The organism is Geotalea sp. SG265 (genome assembly GCF_022808985.1).
Taxonomy (GTDB): Bacteria; Desulfobacterota; Desulfuromonadia; order Geobacterales; family Geobacteraceae; genus Geotalea.
On record NZ_JAKZFT010000006.1, the window covers coordinates 217,783 to 242,322 of the forward strand.

Sequence of the window (24,540 nt, forward strand, 5' to 3'; positions counted from 1 at the left end):
AGCAGCGCTACGCCGCACAACGAGAGCTTCCGAGGACGCGTCGAGATGGTCGGAAGGTATCGCCCCCCCTACGACAACCTGCTCTTGAAATCAGGATAACCAAACTGCCGCACCACCTTCAACTGCTCCGTCTCCGGCTCCCAGGTGCAGATGGCCGGATGCTGGATACCGTTGAAGGTGGTGGTCTTGACCATGGTGTAGTGGGACATGTCCTCGAAGGCGAGCCGGTCTCCCGGCTTGAGCGGCTCATCGAACGACCAGTCGCCGATGACGTCCCCAGCCAGGCATGATGGCCCACCCAGGCGATAAGTGTAGCGCTTCTCACCGGGGTCGAAGCCGCCGGTGATTCCTGGACGGTAGGGCATCTCCAGCACGTCAGGCATATGACAGGTGGCGGAAACGTCGAGGATGGCGATGTCCATACCGTTCTTCACCACATCCATCACTTCGCCGACCAGGATTCCGGTGCCGATGGCTATGGCCTCGCCAGGTTCCAGGTAGACCTCCACGCCGTACTTCCCCTTCAGGCACTTCACCAGTTCCACCAGTGCGTCGATATCATAACCCTCACGGGTGATATGGTGCCCTCCCCCCAGGTTGAGCCATTTCATGCCGGCCATGAAACGGCCGAATTTCTCGTCGAAGACCTGTACCGTCCGCTCCAGAGGCTCGAAAAGCTGCTCACACAGGGTATGGAAATGGAGCCCCTCCACCCCCTCCAGGGAACGTCCCTCGAACTCACGTCGCGGTATACCGAGCCTGGAATTGGGTGCACAGGGATCATAAATGGCGGTATGCCCCTCGGAATGTTCCGGATTGACCCTGAGCCCCACCGACACCCTTCCCTGTTCCTTTTCCCATAGGGGCCGGAAGCGCTCCAGCTGGTTGAATGAATTGAATACCAGGTGATTGGAGAGCTGCAGCAGTTCCCTGACATCGCTCTCCTTGAACGCTGCGGCGAAGGAATGCACCTCGCGCCCGAACTCCTCGCGTCCCAGGCGCGCCTCCCACCGGCTGCTGGCGCAAACTCCGTGGAGCGTCTCCCGGATGATGGGGAAGACCGACCACATGGAGAAAGCCTTCAGCGCCAGAAGAATCTTCGCGCCGCTCCGGCGCTGGACGTCATCGAGGATGGCCAGGTTATGGCGCAACCGCCCCAGGTCCACCACATATGCGGGGGAAGGAGCCAGCTTAAGGATTTTGTCGATGTCGATACCAGTCATGGCCTATGCCTTTTTAAAAAGAACATCTGGGGCGAGAGGTTTCCGCCAGGTCGGCGCACCCGCAGGAAGTCCCGCGGAGGCGTAGCCGCGCTACGCCGCACAAGGAGGCCGCCGAGGACGGCGTCGAGATGGGGGGAAGGTATCGCCCCTTTACTTTACAGTTCCGGCCACGCCCCTTCTACCACCACCTCCGGCAGCCCCATCGGCCCCAGCTCCGCCAAAAACACCTCCGGATCGAACTGCTCCATGTTCCACACCCCCGGCCCGTGCCACTTGCCGGTCATCATCATAATGGCGCCGACCACTGCCGGAACCCCCGTAGTGTAGCTAATGGCCTGGGATTTCACCTCTTTATAGCAGGCCTCGTGGTCGCAGATGTTGTAGATATAGACCTGCTTGCGTTTGCCATCCTTGAGCCCACGGGCAATGACGCCGATGCAGGTCTTCCCCTTGGTCAGCGGCCCAAGTGAGCCCGGATCGGGGAGCAGCGCCTTCAGGAACTGGATGGGGACGATCTTCTGCCCCTGGAATTCCACCTCGTCGATGCGGGTCATCCCCACGTTCTGCAGCACCTCCAAGTGCTTCAGGTAATTGTCGGAGAAGGTCATCCAGAACTGGGCCTTCTTGATGGTGGGGATATGCTTGACGATGGACTCCATCTCCTCATGGTAAAGGCGGTAGATGTTCATGGGACCGATACCCTCCGGGAAGTCGAAGACGCGCTTCGTGGACAGCGGCGGAGACTCCTGGAATGCGCCGTTTTCCCAATGGCGGCAGGTGGCGGTTACCTCGCGGATATTGATCTCCGGGTTGAAGTTGGTCGCAAAGGGTTGGCCATGGGAGCCGGCATTGGCATCGATGATGTCCAACTCCTCGATCACATCCAGGTACTTTTTGGCGGCCAGAGCAGTATAGACGTTGGTGACACCGGGATCGAAGCCGGAGCCGAGCAGGGCCATGATGCCCGCCTGTTTGAACCGGTCCTGATAGGCCCACTGCCAGGAATACTCGAATTTGGCCGTGTCCAGCGGCTCATAATTGGCGGTATCCAGGTAATCGACGCCGGTCTCAAGGCAGGCATCCATGATGTGCAGGTCCTGGTAGGGGAGCGCCACGTTGATCACCAGCTTCGGCTGCACCTTTTTTATCAGGGCGACCAGTTCGGGCACGTTGTCCGCATCGACCTGGGCGGTGTTGATGGGGGAGGAAATCTGGGCGGCGATGGCATCGCATTTGGCTTTGGTCCTGGATGCCAGAGTGATCTCGCTGAAGATGTCCCGCCGCTGGGCGCATTTGTGGGTCACGACCTGGCCAACACCGCCGGCACCAATTATCAGTACTTTGCTCATGGAACGCCTCCTGAGAAGGGCCGCCATATTTGCGCGCTAACGACGTGTGCTCGTCGGTCCGGTCCTCGGCGTAGCGCTGCTACGCCTGCGGCCGTCCCTCCTCGCTTCCGCCGTTATCATCGCAAATCTGACGCCCCGTAGGTTTAAAAACCGAGACTGCCAAGGATGCGAGATTTGCGTCAGGTCGGCGCACCCGCAGGAAATCCAAGCGGAGGCGTAGCAGCGCTACGCCGCACAAAGGGATTTCCGAGGACGCGTCGAGATGACGTGAAGATCACATCCCCCTAATAATAGAAGGTGGGGGGTGTCACTACCCACAGTATCTTTGCTGCCGTCTTACCGATGTTCTTGACCGTATGCTTCTTATCGGAAGTGAAATAAAAACATTCCTCTTTTTTGATGGTGTGGGTCTTCTCGTCCAGTTTCAGTTGAATCCTGCCGCTCAGCACATAGCCGAATTCCTCACCCTCGTGGACCGGCTGCTCATCCATCTCCTCACCCGGCTCCAGGGTCACCAGCACCGGATCCATCTCCCGGTTCTGGGCGCCAGGCACCAGTAGTTCCACCTTTATCCCTTCGTCGTCATGGGTGGCCTGCACCCGGGCATCCTTGCCGAAAGCGACGTTTTCGTCATCGGCAACGTCACTGAAAAACTCCTGCATACTCACGCCAAAGACATCGATAATGTCCTTGAGCGTGGCAATGGATGGAGATGTGGCATCGTTTTCCAGCTGCGAGATGTACCCCTTGGTCAGGTCGGCACGGCTGGCCAGTTCTTCCTGGGTCAGAGAATTGACCATTCTCAGCCGTTTCAATCGCTCACCGATCTTCAAACATGCCTCCACAGTTTGCCATTCGACTTCAGGTTTAGTAATGGTAAACTTTTTGTCGGATGCCGAGTTTAGCATTTCTAAACTTTATGTTTAATCTCAGCACAAACGGCTAAGGTTTATAATATAAGTAGTTCCCCATGTCAAATGTTTTTTGCGGGGGGAAGTCCAAGAGAATAGGCTTCTTTTTATTGACTTTTATATATGGATTGATTACCTATCAGGGAGCGAAAAACTTGAGATACAGTTGGAGGACCTGATGATAAAAGAGAACAAAATCGGCTTCATCGGCGGTGGCAATATGGCGGAAGCATTGATCAAAGGGCTGATCAGCGGCGGAGTTCCGGCGAAAGAGCTCCTGGTGGCTGAGCCGCTAGCAGCACGCCGGGATTTCCTGCAAGAGCGATACGAAGTCAGCGTCACCGGGGAAAACAGCGCCGTCATGGGCGCCTGCACGGTCATCCTGCTCTGCATCAAACCGCAGATTCATGCCCAGGCCTTGCAGGCGTTACAGGGTACCGTCCGTCCCGACCAACTGTTCATCTCCATCATGGCGGGGGTAAAGACCGCCGCCGTCGAGGAACTGCTCGGAGGGACACCGCGAGTGGTACGGGTGATGCCCAATACGCCGGCCCTGGTGATGAAGGGTGCGGCAGCACTCTCTGCCGGCAGCCACGCCACCGGTGAAGACCTTTCCCTGGCCTGCAATATCTTCAATATGGTGGGGAAAAGCTGGGTGGTGGAAGAAAAGCTGCTGGACGCGGTCACGGGGCTCTCGGGCAGCGGCCCCGCCTACGTGCTCACCTTCATCGAGGCACTTTCAGACGCCGGCGTAAAGAACGGCCTAACTCGCGAAGCGGCCACAGGCCTGGCGGCACAGACCGTACTGGGCACGGCGAAGCTGCTCCTTGAGACCCACGAGCACCCGGCCGTCCTCAGGGACAAGGTCACCTCGCCTGGTGGCACCACTATTGCCGGCGTGGCCGCCATGGAAAAGGCAGGAATCCGCAATGCGGTCATGGCTGCAGTGGATGCGGCAACTGCGCGATCGGCGGAACTGGGAAAAAAGTAACGAATTGAAATTCTTCGAAAAGAAAAGCGGTTGAGTCGGATGACTCAACCGCTTTTTTTGTCTGCGGATTTCCGGTTCAGGAACTCATAGAGGGCGATCTGCTCTGCGATGGAGAGCTTTCTTTTCCCTTGGCACCCTTTACCCAGGCACATGCGACAGCGGTCATCGGAGCACCACTGGCAGAAGCGGCAGTCGGGGCAGGGATGCTTTTTGGGAGAGCCCTGATCTGCCACTAAAAGGCAATATTCCGCTTCGGTGCCGCGCCGGCAACGATCTGGGCAAAGGCCTTGCCCTGGTCGGCGTTGATGAGCAGGTAGCGCGGAAGCTTCATGATGTTATCATTGGGGCCGGCATGATGGGCCTCGATGGTGAAAGTCGCCTTGTAGCCTGCTTCAGCGGCTTTTTTCAAGAGGTAGTCATCGTAGATGCCGAAAGGCCAGGCAAGCATATCCACAGAGATACCCAATTGCTTGTCCAGCCGCTCCTTGGACTTCTTCAGCTGGGTGTTCACGGACTTCTCGAACTCCACCGGGGTCATCTTTTTCTTGTCCCGTTTGAAGTTTGGATGCCAGAAGGTGTGGGACTGGATGTCGAAGAGTCCGGTCTTTTTCAACTCCCGCAGCTGATCCCAGGTCATGGCGTACTTGGCGTTGGAGATGGCGGACGGATAGACGAAGACGGTGACCGGCACATTGTATTTCTTTGCCAGTGGAAGCATATCGCTATAGACACTCTTATGGGCGTCATCCTCGACGATCACCACCGATTTGGGCGCGGGGGCCGGACCCTTCTTCTGATAGTAATCTATCAGCTTGCGTAGGGGAATGACCTTGTAGCCGTTGTCGCGCAGGAACTTGAGATGTTCCTCGAAGACGGATGTCTTGATGGTCATGCCGTCGGCTACGGTGGGACCAAAGCGATGGTAGAGCAGGATCGGCACATTGGGTGACTGGGTTGCGGCAGGGGTTCCATTCTTTGCTACAGGTGGTGCGGCATGAACGGGAAGGATGGTGAAAAGAGAGAACAACAGGACGAACAGCAGCAGTCGGGACTTCATGGGACTTTCATACCTCCGGAGATTATTGACTCCGGTCAGTGTAACGGAAATTGCAAGGGACGGAAACTAAATTGATGGAAAAATCATTGGGAAGATTAGAGGTGCTTCGTGATTATCCCAGAGATTCCGGCTGTCGCGGCCTCGTCCGTTCGCTCGGTCGCCACAGCTGCGGACCTAGCAGTGCCGACTCCCTAAGCAGCCTATCACAGTGGATGAAACTTCTCGCGCTCCGTTGAACCAGCGGCGGGTGTCCGCTCGCCGCTGTGGCTCAGTCGCTCACTCCCGAAGCCACAACAGCCTTCCGACATCCACTTACAGTTTTACCTCGTCGGGGCCTGGCTGCCTCGTCTCCCGCTCAAGATAACTCCTGATCTCCTTGAGGCTTTCGACGATGATCCGTTCGTCCCGGGGAAATTCGTGGGGAGACAGCTCCAGGGTCAAGGTTTCGCTGTAGTCCGTATTGCGCAGGTGGTTGAGGAATCGGGTCAGGGGGAGGATGCCGCGTCCCGGCAGCAGGTGTTCCCGGCCGTGACCGTAATCGGAAAAGTGGATATTGCGGATGCGCCCCGAGTTATAGAAGAGGTAGAAGTCATTGATAAAGTTGGCTTTCCCCGAACCCATGTGCGTGCAGTCAAAGGTAAGGAAGAGGTTTCTTTCGTGGAGAAAGTCGATCATTTTTTCCGTATTGGCAAGGATGTGGGGGTTGATCTTGTATCTTCCCACCCAGGGCATGTTCTCCAGGGTCACCATCACCCCGGCCCGCCCCACCTCCTCCTGAAAATCCATGATCCGGTAGAGCCAGCGCCAGAAACGGAATTCCCCCCCCAGCCATGAAGGGGGATGAAAGTTGACCAGCGGCACGCCGCAGTCCGCGGCTATTTCCACCGACCGCTTCAAGGAATCCATGGGGGTGCCCCATCCGTCCAGGAGCATGAACGGGGCGTGCAGGGAAAGGATCGGCAGGATCTCCGAGAGGGCCTTGATCAGGCGGCGGCTGTTCACCTTCTGAAATTCGTGGTTGATGATCAGTTCGACGCCGTCGAAGCCGGTTTCTCCGGCGATGGCGAAGACCCTGTCCAGGGGAAAGGTGAAGAGGGTGCCTGTGGATATGGAAAGTTTCATGGCCCCCTACCCTTGCTCCGAAAATAGCTGGTAGACAAGCTTCTGCAGGTTGACAACAGCCTCAAGGGCACCCTTGAACTGATAGGCATCCTCTTCTCCCAGTTCATCGGGATTCAGGTAAAACTCCTGCGCGGCCCAATCATCCATTACGATGGCGTGCCTGATCCGGCAGCCGGCAAGGAGGTGGTAGGCTCTGAGCAGTCGGTCTGCCAGGTCCACCGCCAGATGACCGCCATCGACCAGTCCCTTGATCCGCCCGATGGTCCCCGTTTCCTGCAGACCATGATGCACCGCCAGAATGCGCACGTTGATCATGAGCGGATGCAGAGCGGCTTCGTGCAGCTTGAACCGGCCACGGTGCTCACCGCTGCGAAGGGTTTTCAAGGTGCCGAACATCCCCAGTGCCACCGGCAGGGAAGAGAGTTTTCGCACCGCCTGGGCAAAGATATCCTTTTCCTGCGTTTGTGACAGCGCCTCTGCAGCAACGCTTTTCATGCCTGCCATGAGAGTTTTGTCTCCGGCAACGCCTCTTAAATCACCAAGGAGAGCCAAGGTCTCTCCGACTTTTTCTCCCCGCTGAATCCTGCTGGAGCACCAGCTTCGCCACTGGCTCTCAGAGCCTTGCCACAATCCACTATCATCGGAAAAGCGGTGGCCCATGGCAAAGATGCCACACGATTCCAGGAGGGCGATCAGGCGGTAGCCCATCTCCTCGAAACAGCCCGCAAGCTCTGTCTTTAAGTCGGGATAAATGAGGAAGTACCGGGAAACTGTACCCGGCAGCGACTCGCCACGCCCGGCATCGCCAGTTGCCATAAGGCAGCAGGAATTGGGTTCTGACGGTGCCGTCTCGGTGCAAGCTTCGGCCAAAGCAAGAGCCCTGCGAAGCAGAAGTTCGAGAAAAGCGGCATACAGGCCATGAAAAGCAATGACCGAGCCCCTTCTGTTGAAATGGTCCCGGGCCAGGGCTGTGAAGCGGCTGCAGGCATCAGGGAGCTGGTCGGCAAATTCAAGCCGCGACAATTCCTCCATCTGCAGGCGGAAAAGGCGCGAGCATTCTTCCTCGAAGTCCAGCTCCGCCCCTATACGATCACGCAACCCGCAGAGCAGCGCCTCGTCTTCCCCCACGAGGAGATAGGCCATCTTCGCCGCCAGTTTTTCCCGCACGGCAGCCAGCAGATGGGTAGCGCTCTGGGTGGCAACGATATCACCCCCCTTGGCACCAAGAAAAATCGCCATTCAAGTCACTCCTGTAACATGACTCTGCAGTAAAGCAGGATCCACGCCCTCACTCTTCACTCTTCACTCTTCAATCAAGGTGTCCATGCACCTGTTCGGCAAGAAAGCGCTGCATCTCTTCATCGGGGGGTGGGGTCAACAGCGAAACGGCTATTATCACGGCGATAACTAGCGGCGCCCCGCACAGGGCAGAGGCGGTCAAAGGAAAAAGCTTGCCCACAACTGGCAATGCACCGGCCAGAAGCGGCGACGAAAAGGTAACGACGATGCCGGTGATCATGCCGGCAATGGCTCCCTGGCGGTTCGCCCTCCCCCACCAGATGCCCATGAGGAAGACAGGAAAAAAGGTGTTTCCCGCCAGGGCAAAGGCAACGGCGGTGATTTCGGCGATCATGGCCCAGGGTCGCAGCGCCAGGAGAAAGACGATGCCGGCGAGTGCCAGGATAGCTCCTTTGGCCATGGCCATTTTTCGGGCTTCCGAAGCCAGGGGATTGATCAGCCGGTAATAGATATCGTGGGAAAAGGAGGCGGCGCCGTTCATGAGCAGCCCCGCCACGTTGAAGAAGGTGGCGCTGACGGCGCCGGCGGCAAGGATGCCGGTCAGCCAGACGGGTGCTCCCTGTGCCGCCTTCAGAACGGTAAGATCCGCAACCTGCCGGGCTGTTGCCAAGTCCAGCATGATGCCGTTTCGCGCCTCCAGCAGTTTGGCAAAGACGGCATAGGCAGGGGCCGACCAGTAGATGAGAGCAATGAAGAAGAGCCCCCAGACCAGGCTCCAGCGCGCGTCCCGGATGTTGGGAACCACGTAGAAGCGGGAAAGCACGTGGGGAAGCCCGGCAGTCCCCACCATCAGGGTAAAGCAGAGGGCACTCCACTGGAAAAAGGACCCGGCAACAAAGGGGGTGGCAAAATCGACCCGGAATTCCCGTGCCAGGTCCTGGATTCCCTGCCCATAACCGAACTGGGGCAGTATCCAGAAGTATCCCAGCTTCCAGGCCAGGAACATGAGAGGGACGATGAAGGAGACGATCAGGACGAAGTACTGCATCTGCTGGTTCCTCGCCACCCCCAGCATGCCGCAGATGACTACGTAGGAAACCACCGCCGCCGCCCCCACCATGAGCCCGGTGGTATAGTCGGTCCCCAGCAGCCAGGCGAAGACCATGCCGAGCCCCTTGAACTGGGCCACGCTGTAAATTATGGAAATAACGATGGAAACAAGGGCGGCGATGAAACGGGCGGCATCGGAATCGTAGCGGTCGCCGACGAAATCGGGGGTGGTGAATTTGCCGAAGCGCCGGATCTGCCCCGACATCAGCACCAGGAGCAGCACGTAGCCGCCGGTCCAGCCGATGACGTAGGCAAAGCCAAGGTAGCCTTCCAGATAGATGATGCCGGCGAGCCCGAGAAAGCTGGCCGCGCTCATCCAGTTGCTGGCGATTGCGGCTCCTCCCCCGACACGGCCGATATAGCGTCCGCCGAAACCGTAGCTGGAACTCTCCCGCGTCTTGGCGCTCAAACCGGCCAGAACGAAGGCGATGAGAACGGCAACAACAAAAATCAGCGGCCAGATGGATAGGTTTGGGCTAGTCATAGGATCTGTCTCTCCTGCGGCTGTGACTTTCGCTGAGGCGGTCAATACAAAGATTGAAAGCGATGCAGAGGATGATGAACCAAAGTGGCAGGAATTGGCCGGTAAACCAGAAATGGAAGGGCAAGGTGAAAAAGGTGCGGAGAGTCAAGGCACTCTGCCCGCTTCGGTCCCCGAGCAGAACCAGCAGCAGCTGGAAGCCGAAGGTCAGGATCAGCCAGCCCAGCAGGATCAGGATGGTAATGCGAACCTCATCGCGCATATAACCGCGCTTGGGCCTGAAAAAATTGACGCGGTATGGTTCTTTGCCAGCGTTCATCGTCACACCTCCCCGGTGCTTGTCGCTATGATGGTTTCATCACTTCCCGCAGGACCGTCGTGGCGTAGGAGCCCTTCGGCAGGGAGAACTCCAGCACGAGCCCCGATCCGTCAGTCTCTATCCCGATTTCCTTGACCGGCACCCGCAGGGGGCGGCGTTCTCCCTCCATGCGCAGCCCTCCGTCCAGGGCAAAGCTCTGCAGGGTCAGGCCTTCAGCCTCCAAGAGCCGCCGCTCCCGGACCAGGGGCTCACCTTCCGGCTCCTTCATACGGCAGCCGAACATGGGGCCGGTGGCCGAAATCTCGAAGAGGGACGCCCGCGGCGCCTCGGCAGCGGCATCGGTGACGAGAAAGCAGGCGCCGTTATCGTGCTTATAGGCCACGTCCCCATCAAAAACCCGGTCCAGGCTGTCCAAACGCTCAGCAAGCACCCGGTCGAACAGCTCTGACTGGAAGGCGGACAGGTATAGCTTGCGCAGCCGCGGATGAACGGCACGAAAGGCCTTTTCCGGTGCATCGGGCAGCCTGACCAGTTTCTGCAGCAGCTCCCGCGCAGTTCGGCAATGGGGCGGAAAGACGCCGAGGCTTTTTTCCAGATCCCCCGCCTTGAATGCCTCGATGGCCAGCCGCCAGCGTTCGTCGGTCACCCTGTCCGGCTCCCCGATCAGCGCATTTATGGCGCCTCCATAGTCTCCCCTCAGCATGGCGCCGCCGATCAGATGGGAATTGCCCTGGGCGCCGTAACGCTGTTCGCCGAAGAAATTCGGCACCCCCCTTTTCTCCAGGACGGCAAGTACTGCAGCGGCGCGTGTGCCGGCATCGCCATCGACACCGCCGATGCGGATGCGGAAACGGTTGCCCCGCAGATGGCCCAGCTTCAGTTTGTTTTTGTGGCGCACCGCCGACACGATCTTGATACCCGGCAGCTCCGACCTCAGCAGCTGCTCGGGTGCCACCCGGGGCAAGGAGATGGTCTGGCGGGTGATACCCCGGGCATCCTTCATGCCGGCGTAGCCCACATCGCGTTCCCCTACCCCCACTGTCCTGGCTATGCGGCGGACGGCCTCAAGGGTGGTGATGCCACTCTTTTCAATCACGGCATAGGTATGCTCTCCATCCCCGCAAGGCTCGTACAATGGGATTTCTGTCACACGGAAGTCTTCCGCCGTCTCCTTGAAGATGCCGCCGATGCCTGGTATGTCCCGGGTAAGAAAGGTATGCAACACTCCCTCCAAATAAAACCCTGTTTTTTAATTTCGCCACATAATACCGCCTGCCCGCGCATCTTTCAACAGGATTCAACTGTTTCCGGCAGGAGCAGAAGAATCTCCACCGCCTCCATTTGCCATCCCTGAATTTTCAATTAAAATAACCTAATACCATCACAACCCGCAGGCTCTCTGAACCGCGGCACCCGAGGAGAACAAATGGCATCGGCAGAACATACCTCAACCACGCACATTCAATGGCAGGCACTTAAGGTCCACCACCAGTTGATGAAAAACTCCCATCTGCTTCAGCTCTTTGCCCAAGACCGTCATCGCGGCGAGCGTTTCAGCATCGAAGAAAAAAGTATCTATCTCGACTACTCCAAAAACCTCATCACCGGAAAAACCATGGAGCTTCTCATTGACCTGGCCCGGGCGAGGGGATTGCCGGGGGAAATAGACGAGAGGTTCTCGGCCTACGATGAAATAGGAGGTCTGACGGCCTTTCAGCAGGCACTGGAAAGGGATGGAGAACTCTCAAGAATGACTGCTCTTGCCGACAGGATATGGAACGGCGCCTGGACCGGTTATAGCGGCATGCGCATCAAAACGGTGATCATCATCAACGTGGATGAAAGCGACCCCGCCCCCCCCATGGCGCACGGGGCACTGAAGCAGTTCACCGGCGGCGAATCGGCCACTCTTTTCGTCACCAGAACCAACTCCACGGAATTCGGCTCCATGCTCGGCGAACTGAATCCGGCTGAAACCCTTTTCACCGTGGTCTCCGATACCTTCGCCTGCCGCGAGACCATGGCCTGTGCCCACACCGCCCGCCGCTGGATTCTCAAAGCCATGCGGGATGAGAGCGCCGTGGCCCGGCACTTCATCGCCTCCACCGGCAATGGGAGCGAGGCAAGGAAATTCGGCATCGATCCGGGCAATATCTTCGACAACCGGAACGCCGCTCACCACAACAGGGCAAGGGGGAGACTGATGGATTTTCCAACCATCATCGCCCTCGGGAATTCCATTTTCACGCGGATGCTCGCCGGCATCCGTTCCATGGACCGGCATTTCGGCACCGCACCATTAAATCGCAATCTGCCGGTGATCATGGGGCTGCTTCGCATCTGGTACGGCAACTTCTACGGCAGCAGTCAGCTGGCCATTCTCCCCTACCACCGGCAGCTCTGCAGCCTTCCCGCCCATGTGGATCGACTGTTGGCCGGCAACAGCCGCAACCCGGGGATCGGAGAACCATCCTCAAAAAACGATGAGGCAACGTTCCATGCCCCCGATGCCGTCTGCCAGCAGATCATCGACGGCAACACCCTGTACCCGTGCGACTTTATCGGCTTTTGCCGGGATGAGGAGGACGGGGGAAGCACCAGCCTGCGCATGGCGGAGATGTTCGCCCTGACCAGATCCCTTGCCTTCGGCAGGCATGCAACCGATTTCCGGGACGGAGAATGTCCCGAGGCATTACGGCACTACCTCCCCATGGAGGGGAACCACCCCAGCAACACCATCCTTGCGGAAAGCCTGACCCCCGAAGTATTCGGCGAACTCCTGACCCTCTATGAGCATGCCGCGTTTACCCAGCAGGTCGTCGGCCGATGGGGGGTAACGGACCGACAACGGATGGAGGCGGGAAAGCTGGAGGCCGTGGATATCGCCAGAGAACTGGAACTGGGGTCGGCTGCCTCCGGCCACGACAGCTCCACCAGTTGCCTTATCAGGCACTACCGCAGCCTTTCCGGCACGAATGAGAAGATGTGCGTTTCCTGATGGACGAGACAGAGCCGATCTGCCATACTGGCAGGCATGGAATGGGAGGCTGAAGAAACGGACTGGTTGTGCATCCCGGCGGATCTGGGGGTGTGGAAGGAGAACGGGCATGTGCCGGAGCGGCGGGCACGCCTCTGGACACTGGTGCTTGAAGCCCGGGGCATCCCCTGCCGCACGGAAAAGAGCGGCAGTGATTGGCTGATCCTCGTCCCCGACCGTTACCTCATTACCGCCAGAGAAGAGCTGCGCCTCTTCGAGGGGGAGAATCGTGCTTGGCCTCCTCCCATGCACCAGCTCACCCCCCTGCGGGAAAACACCCTGAGCACCCTGTCGGTGCTGCTGCTCCTGGCGACCTTTCACAACATCACCCGCCTGGACATAGACATCGGCAACCATGCAAACATCCAGTGGCAGGCATTGGGCAATGCCGATGCTTCCAGGATACTCGCCGGAGAATGGTGGCGGCTGGCAACGGCGCTGACCCTGCACGCCGATGCCGGGCATCTCCTGAGCAACCTGGCCATCGGCGGCATCTTTGCCTTCTGGCTTTGCCGGCAGCTGGGCTCGGGCCTGGCCTGGAGCCTGATCCTCCTCTCCGGCATGCTGGGAAACCTGATCAACGCATGGCTGAACAGGCCGCAACATACCTCCATCGGCGCATCCACCGCCGTTTTCGGCGCCGTCGGCATCCTGGCGGCCGTCAATATGCTCCGCCATCCCCATCCCCTGCAGAAGCGCCGCATCCTTCCCATCGCCGCCGCCCTCTCACTTCTGGCCATGCTCGGCACTGAAGGAAAACACACCGACCTGGGGGCCCATCTTTTCGGCTTTATTTCCGGTACGGTCATAGGCTTTCTCGCCGAACCGGCAACGATGCGATTCGGACAACCGAAAGCGCTTGCCAACGCCCTTCTTGCCCTCGCCGCTGCCACCATCGTCCTCGGCGCATGGTGGCTGGCTCTCTTCGGCAGCATTCAAGGCATCACGCCCCCGGGCCGATAAGAAAATACAAACGCAAAAACTATTGTCGCGGCATACGGTTTCGGCTAAGCTGTGCCGGCTTACACTGTATCAAAGGTGACTAACTGTGCTTCGCTGCATCATTGCCGTCATATTCCTTACCTTCCTCGGTATACCCTCCCCCACCATTGCAGCACCGGTCAAAACCGGCGCCGAGCTTTTGGCCGGCAACGATTTTGCCCTGCTGCGCGGCAGAAAATTCGCCCTGGTGACAAACCATACCGCAGTGGTGGGAGGCATCCACCTCATCGACCTGATGCTCAAGGAGCATATCCCCCCCGCGATCATCTTCACCCCCGAGCATGGCTTGAAGGGTGCGTCAGAAGACGGCATCCACATCGGCAACAGTTCCTACGGCGGTATTCCGGTGAAGAGTCTTTACGGAGCAGCCAGGAAGCCGCAACAGGAAGATCTTCAGGGCGTTGACCTGGTAGTTTTCGATATCCAGGACGTGGGGGTAAGGTTTTATACCTACATTTCCACCATGGGGCTGGTCATGGAAGCCGCGGCGGAAAAGGGGATCCCCTTCATGGTCCTGGACCGGCCGAATCCACTGGGGGGCGACTATGTCTCCGGGTTTGTCAGGAAAGACCAGCCAGCAACCTTCACCTCCTTTTACCCCATTCCCATTGCCCACGGCATGACTGTAGGCGAACTGGCGATGATGATCAAGGGTGCGGCGATGCTGCCAGGGCTCGCCCAGTTGGAAATAATCGTCGTCAGGATGGAGGGCTGGCAACGCTGGATGCGCTGGCCCGACACGGGCCTCCCCTGGCTGGCTACCAGTCCAAATATTCCCGACTTTGCCAGCGCCCTCCTATATCCTGGCATCGGCCTTCTGGAAGCAACCGGGGCCAGCGAAGGTCGGGGGACCGAAAAGCCATTCCGCCTGGCAGGCATACCGGGCATCGACCGGGAGGCGCTGGCCAGACGGCTCAATGGGGAACAACTGGCCGGCGTGCGCTTCGATCCGGTACAGTTTATTCCCGTCTCCATGCCGGGGAAGGCATCTCAGCCGAAGCAGATGAACCGGCATGTGGACGGTATCGAGCTGGTGGTGGACGATTACCTGGCAGTGCAGCCTGTAGAGGTGGGAATGGCGGTGCTCTCAGCGTTATATGAAGGGCTTCCCCCGTCCGCCAGGAAGAGCTTCTTTCGCAAGGGCTTCAAGGATATGGCAGGTTCGGACCTGGCGCGACAGGCAATCGAGTAGGGCAAATCTCCCGAAGAGATCGGCCGCCTCTGGGCGGAGGAAATTGCCGATTTCCTGAAACTACGGAAGAACTATCTGCTCTACGAGGATGAGCCGACCAGGGAGATTTAGCGAGAAGGGAAAAAACAGTGGCTATTCCGGCGGAATCGAACAGGAGAGGAGCTTGCCGCTCTCCAGAAAAGTCACGGGTGTCTGCTGATTGCAGCGTTTTCCCTCGATCTCGGTAATCGCCCGCAAAGTGCAGCGCTCCAGCTTTCCGGAGGGGTAAAAGCTGATCCAGCCGTAACGTGCGCAGGGGATGCTGCCGACAGTCGTCTCTTCACTGGTTACACAGCTCTGCAGCCTGCCGTTGCCATGAAAGGTGATGGTTTCCAGTTGATTGCAGGTAATGCCATCGATTCGGTAGAAGTCCTTGAGCCTGCAGGACATGACGGAGCCGTCAGGGAAGTAGCTGACATCCGTTCCCGGGTTGCAGATCGAAGAATCGGCGGCGAGACAGGTACCTGCAGCCATGGCGCTGCATACGGCAATGAGCAGTAAGAGCTTCATGAAATCCCCCACCAATCAGCAGTTTCACCAGCGTCATCTAAAGCATACCTGACTTTTTCACGCCGACAAATCCTTACGGTAAAACGCCGGGCTGCGGTTCCAAATCCGCAGCCCGGAGAGGTTCAGAAGCCATTGTTTCAAAAGGCTATCTGGAATCGGCTCAAAAATATCTTCTCGTCTTCCCGATCTTTCCCCGTGGCCGCACCTCCGTGGAAATCCGTCTGTTCATAATCGAACGCTACCTTGACGTTGTTGTTCAGGTACCAGTTAACCCCACCTCCTGCTGATGAGGCCGACCGTGCCGATTTTGCCGGATCGGCAAAAACCGGAAACGCGTCACGGTCGATGTTGAGCCTGCCGTAACGAACCGCCACCTGGAAGGCGCCGAAGGTACCCTTCTGCAAATCGAAGGCATTCCTGGGAACGACCCCCTTGTAAGAAGCCTTCTCCCCCGTCAGGACATAGGACAAGACCCCTTGCCAGGCATCGTTTTTCAAAGTCGTCACCCGCGAGCCGTTTGCCGCATCCTGTGAAGAAAGCACGTATTCTCCCAGGATCCCCAGTGCATTCCAATAGTAATAGCCTTGGGGAGCAACGCGGTAGTGGTTTCCGCCAGCCGAGGTAGTACTTCTGTAAGAGAAGAATTTCTCCTGGGCCGGTGTCTTGAAGGACGGCAGGGTGCCGGAGGTATCACCATAGGAGCCGCCAATCCCCAAGCCGAGCCCGGACAAGGCGGGCACAGCCGCTGTTTTGAAGGGCCTGAAGAAGATCCGGCCGGCAAATTCCTTGTCGTTCCCTCCATCGCCGTCTGCACTTGCACCGTCGGCAACGCCGTTAAAAACGCCGAAAGCATAGCTCAAGCCGCCCTGGAATGCCTCACCGTGCAGTTGGAACCCCACATCCCGGTTTGGTACCAGGTTTGTAGGCAGGCCTCGCTCCACAAAAAGGATGTCGGTGCCTGACTGGAGCCGTTCTAGCCCCACCGGCGCTTTGAATTTCCCTCCCCGCAGTTTCAGCTCAGGAAGAAAACGGATGTCCAGGTAGGCATCCTGCAGTTCTGTCTTACCGTTGCCGAAATCGGGCATGATCCTGAAGTCAAAGTTGCCGGCAATGGTCCCTTCAATGATGGGACGCACCCGGCGCACCAGGAACTGGTCGGTCCCCGCATCTTTGCTATTGGCAAAGAAGCGCCCATCAGCCTGGACATAACCCCTCAGCTTCAACTGATAGTTCCCGTTGGATGATTTAAGGTAAAAGCCATCCTTCCCCGCCCCGACGATAGCCTCTCCAGCGGAATTTTTCTGGGCCTGTTCTGCCCCCCGCCGTTCCTCCAGCAGTTGCAGCTTGCGGTCCAGTTCCTGGATCCGCTCTTCGACCGTTACTGCCTGTCTTGCCGGTGTTTCCTCCGCCAATACAGCCCCTGCTGTCCCCATGATGACCAATGTCAACGTAGTGCCGATCAATGTTCTCACTTTTCCCATTGTCCTTCTTCCTCCTGAAAATAATAGCTGCAAGTTGCCAGCAAATCTCGGTCTGCCCGGTACGCCGTCCCGGCGACCTCTCCTGAACCATGACCTCCTTTGTTCGTAAAGCCGGTGCCCCTTGGTGAGGATAAAAAAAAGGCTAAGCTATCCCGCGGGATATGACTTAGCCTCCAGTTTGTCCGGTAAACTAATGGTATGTGCTTGCAAGCGGCGCTTTTCGCCGACGCTTCTATTATGTCAGCCTGATCTTTTCGTTGCGGTCGATCTGGATAACCCTTCCGTCCTGAATGACCAGCGTCAAGGTCCCGAAACGGATGGCGGCAAGGGAATCACGTATCTTCTCTTGCAATTCCGTGCTCCATGGCTGTCTCCCCACAATTTCAGCATTGTTCACCATAGTTCCCCCAGTGTTGCCATCTCAGATCTGATAGTCATCGACGAATACGCGGTATTTCCTCGGCCTGACAAAGATTCTCTCCCCAACCAAAAGCGCCAGTTTCTGGTAGGCATCCTTGGTCAACTCGGCTTCCATGGTCTCAAAGGTATCCCCGCGCTCCAGCTCAATACGCACGATGGGACCGACAGCGTGGATGTGACGAACGGCCGCCTCCACCGACGAGCTGTCCGAGTAAGTACGCTCAAGCTCCAAGTCGTGGGGGCGCACATAGCCTACCGCCGGCCGGTCCGGCACCGCCGCCAGTTCCGGGGTGGAAAGCTCCATCGCCCCCATTTTTGCCTGTCCCTGGTCGACCCGGCCATGGAAGAGATTGACGTTGCCGAGGAAGTTGTAGACAAAGGGGGTGGCCGGATGGTCATAGACATCTTCCGGCGTTCCGGCCTGCTCCACCTGCCCGGCATTCATGATCACCACCCGGTCGGCCACCTCCAGCGCCTCCTCCTGATCATGGGTGACAAAGACGCTGGTGATATGCAGCTCGTCATGAAGGCGCCGCAGCCAGCGACGGAGTTCCTGCCGCACCCGGGCATCGAGGGCGCCAAAGGGCTCGTCCAGGAGCAGCACCTGGGGCTCTACGGCCAGCGCCCTGGCCAGCGCCACCCGCTGCCGCTGGCCACCGGAGAGTTGCGAAGGATAGCGGTCGGCCATGCCCTCCAGCTGCACCAGCCGGATGAGTTCGTGCACCTTGTCAGCGATAATATTCTTCGAAGGGCGGGTTTTACGCGGCCGCACCTGCAGTCCGAAGGCAATATTATCAAATACCGTCATATGCTTGAACAGGGCGTAATGCTGGAAAACGAATCCCACCTTCCGCTCCCGCACGTCCCTCCCGGTGGTGTCGGCACCATGGAAGTGGATGCTTCCCTGATCGGGGGTTTCCAGCCCGGCAATGATCCGCAAAAGGCTGGTCTTGCCGCAACCGGAGGGCCCCAGAAGGGCGATCAGTTCACCGGTGGGAATGTTGACGCTGACATCTTTCAGGGCGGTGAACCCCCCGAAGCTTTTCGTTATGTTCCTGACTTCAATGCTCATCTGTTCTTCCCCATTCCTTTGATGCGCCTTCACTCTTCACCCTTCACGGTCCTGATCCGCCACTCGACGAAACTCTTGGCCACCAGGGTGACAATGGCCAGCATCCCCAGAAGGGACGCCACGGCAAAGGCGGCCACATAATTGTATTCGTTGTAAAGGATCTCCACATGCAGCGGGATGGTATTCGTAGAGCCGCGCACATGGCCGGAAACGACGGAAACAGCGCCGAATTCGCCCATGGCCCGGGCGTTACAGAGGATGACCCCATAGAGGATGCCCCAGCGGATATTAGGCAGGGTCACCCGCCAGAATGTCTGCAAGCCGCTCGCTCCCAGCACCCGCGCAGCCTCCTCCTCATCTTTCCCTTGGGATTCCATGAGGGGAATCAGCTCGCGAGCGACAAATGGAAAAGTGACGAAGATCGTTGCCAGGATGATCCCCGGCACTGCAAAAATTATCTTGATGTCGTGCGCCTGAAGCCACGGCCCCAGCCACCCCTGCAGGCCGAAGAGGAGCACGTAGATGAGACCGGAGATAACCGGAGACACCGAGAAGGGAAGATCGATGAGCGTAATGAGGAAGCTCCTGCCTGGGAAATCGAACTTGGCGATGGACCAGGCGGACACCACGCCAAAGATCAGGTTCAATGGCACGCTGATAGCTGCGGTAATCAGCGTCAGCCTGATGGCAGCCAGGGCATCCGGCTCCTTGAGGGCGGCAAGGTAGGCCTCGAAACCCTTTTCCAATGCCTGGCTGAAAACCGCAGCCAGCGGCACCAGCAGGAACAGGCCTAGAAATACCAGCGCCGCGGCGATCAGCAGCCAGCGCACCAGCAACGGCTCCGTCAGCTCATTTCTGCTACTTAGCTCCTTTTTAGTTGTCAGCACTCCAGCAACATTCATTGATTCCTCACATAAAAAATCAAGGTCCAAACCATCAGCCTCTATTCGTGCCAATCGGTGCAATTCGTGGTTAAAGGTTCTTTTTATTACCCAGCGAACCGCCTGCTCCACTTCTGCAACAGGTTCACCGCAAAGAGCATGATGAACGAGGCCAGCAACATCACTGAAGCAATGGCCGTAGCTCCGGCATAATCGTACTGCTCCAGCTTGGTGATGATCAGAAGCGGCGTGATCTCCGAAACCATCGGCATATTGCCGGCGATGAAGATGATCGAGCCGTATTCACCCACCGCCCGTGCAAAGGAAAGGGCGAAGCCGGTAAGTATGGAAGGAAGCATCACCGGAAACAGCACCCTGACGAAGGTCTGCAGGCGGTTGGCCCCCAGGCAGGCGGCAGCTTCCTCCAGTTCCGCCTCCATTTCTTCCAGGACCGGCTGCACCGTCCGCACCACAAAAGGGAGTCCGATAAAAACCATGGCCACGAGAATGCCGAGGGGGGTGTAGGCTACCTTGATGCCGTGGGGCTCAAGCAACTTGCCGATCCAGCCGTTGGGCGCATAGACCGACGCCAGGGTAATACCGGCCACGGCAGTGGGCAAAGCAAAGGGAAGATCCACCAGGGCATCCACGAGCCTTTTGCCCGGAAAGCGGTAACGCACCAGCACCCAGGCTACCAGCACGCCGAAGACCGCATTGATGGCTGCGGCCAGCAGTGCCGCACCGAATGTGACCCGGTAGGAAGCCATCACCCGCGGCGCAGTTACGGCGGCAACGAAATCTCCCCAGGACATGGTCGCCGTCTTGAAGACCAGGGCCGAAAGAGGGATCAAGACGATCAGGCATAGGTAAAAGATCGTGTACCCCAAAGTCAGGCCGAAACCCGGCAGCACGTTATGTCGTTGGCTCTTCTTCACTCTTCACCCCTTCACTCTTCACCCTTGTCTCTCTTCTTACTTGGCATAAATCTGGTCAAAGATGCCGCCATCGGCGAAGTGGACCTTCTGCGCCTTGCGCCAGCCGCCGAACTGCTGATCGATGGTAAGGAGCTTTACCTTGGGAAAGATTTTGCCGTATTTTGCCGCAACCTTTTTGTCCCGGGGGCGGTAGTAATGCCGTGCCGCGATTTCCTGTCCCTCCGGCGTATAGAGATACTTCAGATAGGCCTCGGCCACCTTGCGCGTCCCCTTGCGATCAACCACCTTGTCTATCACCGTCACCGGGGGCTCGGCCAGGATACTCACCGAGGGCACGACGATCTCGAACTTGTCTTTCCCCAGTTCGTTCACCGCCAGGAAGGCCTCGTTTTCCCAAGCGAGAAGCACATCTCCCAGACCGCGCTGGACGAAGGTGGTGGTGGAACCCCGTGCTCCCGAGTCCAATACCGGTACATTTTTGAAGAGCTTGCGGACGAACTCCTTCGCCTGGGCTTCGTTACCACCCTTCTGTTTCAGGGCATACCCCCATGCTGCCAGATAATTCCAGCGGGCCCCCCCCGAGGTTTTGGGATTAGGAGTGATGACGGACACCCCGGGCTTGACCAGGTCGCTCCAATCCTTGATTTTCTTTGGGTTACCCTTACGGACCAGGAAGACGATGGTGGATGTGTAGGGAGAACTGTTGTGGGGCAAGCGCTTCTGCCATGCCTGCGGTATGAGTTTCGCCCGATCGTGGATTTCGTCGATGTCGTAGGCCAGGGCCAGCGTCACCACATCGGCGTCGAGACCGTCGATAACGGCCCGAGCCTGCTTGCCGGAACCACCGTGGGACTGTTTGATGGTGACGTCCTCCCGGGCCTGTTTTTTCCACTGCTTGGCAAAGGCGCTGTTGAAATCCTGATACAATTCGCGGGTCGGGTCATAGGAAACATTCAGCAGATTGACCTGGGCAAAAGCGGTCAAAGGTATGCTTGTTGCCAGGGCTGCGACGAGAAGAGCCTTACCGATCAATGTCTTCATTGTAATACCTCCTTTTATTTGCTGCTCATAATATTACATATCTATCAATTTAGTCGTCTAAAAAGCTAAAAAAATTTTTATATGTAGTAGTGAAGCGCACCCGTCTCCAACTGCTCCGCCTTCTCGCTTCGCTCCAGAACATCCGCCAGTGAAGTTCCATCGAGGATATCCGCAATGGCATCTCGCACATCCTTCATCACCAGGCGTATGCCACATGTGCGCTCGTCCAGACACTCGGTGCACTTGGCGTAGGCGGTCTCACTCACACAGGGAACCGGCGCGAGGGGGCCGTCCAGTATTCTAACGAGCCGACCGAGACTGATCTCTTTGGGTGGCTTCCCCAGGTAATATCCCCCACCTTTTCCTTTTCGACTCTGGAGGATGCCATGGTTTTTCAGGGTAAGCAGGATCAGTTCGAGAAACTTTTTCGGGATCTTCTCTTCTTTTGCCAGATCGGCTATCAGTACCGGCCCGTGGTCGTAGACCTTTGCCAGATAGATCATTGCCTTCAAGCCGTATTTTGTTTTCTTTGAAATCAAATTAATACCCTATCAACTTTATAGGCTAAAGGATAACATTCTTACCTGATATTGTAAAGAAATTTTTCCTGAAAAAATTCACTGCAGGATTATTCGCTGGGGCTGGGTGTATACATTGAATTTTCTGCCGCGCACATAGCCGATGAGGGTTATGCCCAACTGCTCGCTGAGTTGTACCGCCATATCGGTGGGAGAGGTCCGCGAAGCCATGAGGCCGATGCCCAGGATGGATGCCTTTGCCACCATTTCGCTGGAGATGCGACCGGAGGTGACCAGCACCTTCCCGGACAGATCAATCCCCTTGAAGAGCGCCTCACCGGCAATACGATCCAGGGTATTGTGGCGGCCCAGGTCTTCGGCATAGAGAAGCAGATCTTCGCCATCGCCGACCGCTGCAGAATGGATGCCGCCATGGCTGCGGTACTGCTCGGCCCTGCGGGCCAGGTCGTCCATCAGCGCAAACACTGTCTCGGGGGTAATCCGCAAACCATCGAAGCGTGAAACCGGACTTTGCGCATCTGCGCCGGGCAAGGTGAAGGTAACACCGGTGCCGCAACCGGAGGTAAGTATAGGCCGCAGCTTGTCCGGCAGTTCTCCCTTGATGCGGATGTTGGCAATGCCGAAATCGTTGCAGACACTGAACATGACAAAGTCATCAAGGCTCGTGACAAACCCCTGCAGCCGAAGAAATCCGGCCACCAGAAAGCGCAGATCATGGGGAGAGGCAACGAGAGTCGCCAGTTCACGTTCATTTACCAGCAGCTTGAGGGGAAATTCCTTTACCGGATGGACCTGGACCGGAGTAAGAGTGCTTCCGTCATAGTGATAGACAGGGATATCTTTGTTCACAACAAACCTCGCTGCAGAGTCGATTGGTGAATTTTACCGGAAGTCACGGCACAAAAACAAGCACTACCAGGAGAAGCCGCCAAACAAAACATGATTATATTCCGGTACCAGAATACCAGTTTAAGTAACCAATGACAACCATAAATCTAGTAAAAAGACTGAATAGCTTGCGAATCTACAGTTTTACAAAGGTAACTCAAACGTGTATGGCAAAGACATTCGAGACGGCAGGGGGATCAAGACAGGTTCAGGGAAAGAGAACGGGAATCGGCATCGGAGCGAAAATGACGGAAAAAGGGGCTTTCGCTGTGCCGCTCGGCGCGCAACCGGTAGTAATCCATGGGGGTATTTATGTTGCGGAAGTATTTAAAGGCAGGATCGAAGGAGGCGATTTCCTCCTCGGGAACGATCTCAATGTCCACTTCGGCAAAAAAGGAGGAAATCTTCTTTTCTCCCCGGGCAAGGCTCGCTTCCATGGCCGGCAGACAGGCGCGGCCATAGATGGCATGGAGCGGCTCAAGACCAGCGGATCCTTTGGGGATTACCACATCGGCATCGGCGGCACGTAAGGCCATATGACGGATGAAATCACTGTCGAGGTAGGGCATGTCGCAGGCAACGACAAAGGCAACCGGGCTCCCACTGTGGCAGAGCCCGGCGTGGATGCCGGCCAAGGCCCCCCCGCCGGCAAAAACATCCCTTACTTTCATGCAGGGAAGAAAGCGGTACTGCTGCGGTACATTGGTGACGACGAGAACTTCGCTGAAAACGGCAGTCAAGCGGCCGTAGACCGTTTCGATCAGCCGACGCCCCCGATAGGGAAGGAGCGCCTTGTTGCTCCCCATCCTGCTGGACGTGCCGCCGGCCAGGATGACCCCGGTTACCGTCTTCAGAGGGTTATTTGCCACGCTCGAATCCTTCTTTGCCCGCCACGAGATCCAGGTGGATCGTCGCCAGATCTTCCGCCTCCAGGGGCACATCCGCATGCCCCAGGCGCGTATCCCTGGTCTTCAGATAGCGGCTGCATGCCCGGCAGATATCCACCCTCGTCGGACCTTCCCCGGCCATGAAATAGGAGAGGGTTTCCGGATCGTCATTCCCGCAATAGGGGCACTTCAACCGCTTGTAGGGCCATTTGAAGAAGCAGCTGGAACAGGAGAGAAAACGCCTGCCGTCTTCGCCGCAGATTTCACCCATGCCGGCCCGTGAGCCGCAGATGGGGCAATACCCTTCCGACCAGCCTTCTACCTGCTCGGGAAGAACGGCCTCGGCATAGAGTTCCAGGGCAGTCTTCAGGGGAATCTCCAGGACGAACTCCATGAGGGGCGAAGGGATCGCCAACCGCGCAGCAACTTCCTCGACAACGGCTCTTTCCCGGAACAGACATCTTACAAAGAGAGCTTGCAGGTCCAGTTCCCCCGATACGATTGCCTGGCGCAGGCGTTGCAGCTCCTCAAGCCCCTCCCTGCTCAGCTGCAGCATGGTGTCGATCACCGCGGCAAGAAAGGCAATTGTCTGGGGAGCATCGATTTCCAAGTGCTCCGGCGCAAGGAGGGGAAAACCGTTCCTGATTTTTTCCTGCACATGATCCACCGGCTGATTGAAACGGATGCCAGTCCGCCCCTCCTGGCCGTCGATCAGGTTGTAAAGGGCCTGAAACAACGGCAGGATCTCGCCATATTCAGGTTGCAGGCCGGCGGTCCTGCGCAGAAACTCAAGTTTGACAGCAGTAGTAGGCAT

The 24,540-nt window shown here is 57.6% G+C and carries 24 protein-coding genes; 4 read left to right on the forward strand and 20 right to left on the reverse strand.

Features of this window, described 5'->3' with window-relative positions; all coding sequences use genetic code 11:
• Positions 1-68: 68 nt before the first annotated feature.
• From nspC to ML541_RS09590, 3 genes are all read right to left on the reverse strand, one after another.
• Positions 69-1,223, reverse strand: coding sequence for a carboxynorspermidine decarboxylase (nspC, locus tag ML541_RS09580; RefSeq protein WP_243372556.1), 1,155 nt, complete (start codon positions 1,221-1,223; stop codon positions 69-71).
• Positions 1,224-1,378: 155 nt separating this feature from the next.
• The gene (locus tag ML541_RS09585) at positions 1,379-2,572 is read right to left on the reverse strand and encodes a saccharopine dehydrogenase family protein (RefSeq protein WP_243372557.1); all 1,194 of its coding nucleotides are present in this window, start codon (positions 2,570-2,572) and stop codon (positions 1,379-1,381) included.
• A 284-nt stretch (positions 2,573-2,856) separates the two neighbouring features.
• Positions 2,857-3,405 carry an XRE family transcriptional regulator gene (locus ML541_RS09590; protein WP_243372558.1) on the reverse strand — a complete coding sequence of 183 codons (549 nt, stop codon included), beginning with the start codon at positions 3,403-3,405 and terminating at the stop codon, positions 2,857-2,859.
• Between the two features lie 256 nt (positions 3,406-3,661).
• Between ML541_RS09590 and proC the strand changes: the two genes are divergently transcribed.
• On the forward strand, positions 3,662-4,474 hold the full coding sequence (gene proC, locus ML541_RS09595) for a pyrroline-5-carboxylate reductase (protein WP_243372559.1): 813 nt from the start codon (positions 3,662-3,664) through the stop codon (positions 4,472-4,474).
• A gap of 232 nt (positions 4,475-4,706) precedes the next feature.
• Here proC and ML541_RS09605 read toward each other — a convergent pair whose 3' ends face one another.
• The 6 genes from ML541_RS09605 to truD form a co-directional block, all read right to left on the reverse strand.
• Complete coding sequence (locus ML541_RS09605) at positions 4,707-5,531, reverse strand: polysaccharide deacetylase family protein (protein ID WP_243372561.1); 825 nt, start codon at positions 5,529-5,531, stop codon at positions 4,707-4,709.
• A 312-nt stretch (positions 5,532-5,843) separates the two neighbouring features.
• The gene (locus ML541_RS09610) at positions 5,844-6,653 is read right to left on the reverse strand and encodes a sugar phosphate isomerase/epimerase (RefSeq protein WP_243372562.1); all 810 of its coding nucleotides are present in this window, start codon (positions 6,651-6,653) and stop codon (positions 5,844-5,846) included.
• 6 nt (positions 6,654-6,659) lie between these two features.
• Positions 6,660-7,892 (reverse strand): putative nucleotidyltransferase substrate binding domain-containing protein, encoded by a 1,233-nt coding sequence (locus tag ML541_RS09615; RefSeq protein ID WP_243372563.1) that lies wholly within the window; start codon positions 7,890-7,892, stop codon positions 6,660-6,662.
• Between the two features lie 70 nt (positions 7,893-7,962).
• On the reverse strand, positions 7,963-9,486 hold the full coding sequence (locus ML541_RS09620) for a VC_2705 family sodium/solute symporter (protein WP_243372564.1): 1,524 nt from the start codon (positions 9,484-9,486) through the stop codon (positions 7,963-7,965).
• Positions 9,479-9,802, reverse strand: a complete 324-nt coding sequence (locus tag ML541_RS09625; protein ID WP_243372565.1) for a sodium/substrate symporter small subunit — start codon at positions 9,800-9,802, stop codon at positions 9,479-9,481. The genes ML541_RS09620 and ML541_RS09625 overlap by 8 nt, the downstream gene beginning before the upstream one ends.
• A 25-nt stretch (positions 9,803-9,827) precedes the next feature.
• Entirely contained in the window at positions 9,828-11,024 is a 1,197-nt protein-coding gene (gene truD / locus ML541_RS09630; RefSeq protein ID WP_243372566.1) for a tRNA pseudouridine(13) synthase TruD, read from the reverse strand.
• Between the two features lie 204 nt (positions 11,025-11,228).
• On the opposite strand from truD, the gene ML541_RS09635 reads away from it, so the two are divergent.
• The 3 genes from ML541_RS09635 (at position 11,229) to ML541_RS09645 (ending at position 15,033) form a co-directional block, all read left to right on the forward strand.
• Positions 11,229-12,800 carry a hypothetical protein gene (locus tag ML541_RS09635; protein ID WP_243372567.1) on the forward strand — a complete coding sequence of 524 codons (1,572 nt, stop codon included), beginning with the start codon at positions 11,229-11,231 and terminating at the stop codon, positions 12,798-12,800.
• A 36-nt stretch (positions 12,801-12,836) separates the two neighbouring features.
• Entirely contained in the window at positions 12,837-13,802 is a 966-nt protein-coding gene (locus ML541_RS09640; protein ID WP_243372568.1) for a rhomboid family intramembrane serine protease, read from the forward strand.
• Between the two features lie 85 nt (positions 13,803-13,887).
• On the forward strand, positions 13,888-15,033 hold the full coding sequence (locus ML541_RS09645) for a DUF1343 domain-containing protein (protein WP_243372569.1): 1,146 nt from the start codon (positions 13,888-13,890) through the stop codon (positions 15,031-15,033).
• A gap of 132 nt (positions 15,034-15,165) precedes the next feature.
• Here ML541_RS09645 and ML541_RS09650 read toward each other — a convergent pair whose 3' ends face one another.
• The 11 genes from ML541_RS09650 to ML541_RS09700 all read right to left on the reverse strand — a co-directional run bounded on the left by ML541_RS09650 (position 15,166) and on the right by ML541_RS09700 (position 24,540).
• Positions 15,166-15,582, reverse strand: a complete 417-nt coding sequence (locus tag ML541_RS09650; RefSeq protein ID WP_243372570.1) for a hypothetical protein — start codon at positions 15,580-15,582, stop codon at positions 15,166-15,168.
• 137 nt (positions 15,583-15,719) lie between these two features.
• Positions 15,720-17,063 (reverse strand): porin, encoded by a 1,344-nt coding sequence (locus ML541_RS09655; RefSeq protein ID WP_243372571.1) that lies wholly within the window; start codon positions 17,061-17,063, stop codon positions 15,720-15,722.
• Between the two features lie 235 nt (positions 17,064-17,298).
• On the reverse strand, positions 17,299-17,463 hold the full coding sequence (locus ML541_RS09660) for a YezD family protein (RefSeq protein ID WP_243372572.1): 165 nt from the start codon (positions 17,461-17,463) through the stop codon (positions 17,299-17,301).
• A gap of 21 nt (positions 17,464-17,484) precedes the next feature.
• A complete protein-coding gene (locus ML541_RS09665) occupies positions 17,485-18,555 on the reverse strand; it encodes a sulfate/molybdate ABC transporter ATP-binding protein (RefSeq protein WP_243372574.1) in 1,071 nt (356 codons plus the stop codon).
• Positions 18,556-18,584: 29 nt separating this feature from the next.
• Entirely contained in the window at positions 18,585-19,457 is an 873-nt protein-coding gene (cysW, locus tag ML541_RS09670) for a sulfate ABC transporter permease subunit CysW (RefSeq protein ID WP_243372575.1), read from the reverse strand.
• Positions 19,458-19,543: 86 nt separating this feature from the next.
• Positions 19,544-20,371, reverse strand: coding sequence for a sulfate ABC transporter permease subunit CysT (gene cysT / locus ML541_RS09675; protein WP_243372576.1), 828 nt, complete (start codon positions 20,369-20,371; stop codon positions 19,544-19,546).
• A 36-nt stretch (positions 20,372-20,407) separates the two neighbouring features.
• The gene (locus ML541_RS09680) at positions 20,408-21,412 is read right to left on the reverse strand and encodes a sulfate ABC transporter substrate-binding protein (protein WP_243372577.1); all 1,005 of its coding nucleotides are present in this window, start codon (positions 21,410-21,412) and stop codon (positions 20,408-20,410) included.
• Positions 21,413-21,489: 77 nt separating this feature from the next.
• On the reverse strand, positions 21,490-21,951 hold the full coding sequence (locus ML541_RS09685; RefSeq protein WP_243372578.1) for an Rrf2 family transcriptional regulator: 462 nt from the start codon (positions 21,949-21,951) through the stop codon (positions 21,490-21,492).
• A 78-nt stretch (positions 21,952-22,029) separates the two neighbouring features.
• Positions 22,030-22,800, reverse strand: a complete 771-nt coding sequence (gene fdhD / locus ML541_RS09690; RefSeq protein ID WP_243372579.1) for a formate dehydrogenase accessory sulfurtransferase FdhD — start codon at positions 22,798-22,800, stop codon at positions 22,030-22,032.
• A 236-nt stretch (positions 22,801-23,036) separates the two neighbouring features.
• A complete protein-coding gene (locus ML541_RS09695) occupies positions 23,037-23,708 on the reverse strand; it encodes a molybdenum cofactor guanylyltransferase (RefSeq protein ID WP_243372580.1) in 672 nt (223 codons plus the stop codon).
• Entirely contained in the window at positions 23,698-24,540 is an 843-nt protein-coding gene (locus ML541_RS09700; protein ID WP_243372581.1) for a formate dehydrogenase accessory protein FdhE, read from the reverse strand. The genes ML541_RS09695 and ML541_RS09700 overlap by 11 nt, the downstream gene beginning before the upstream one ends.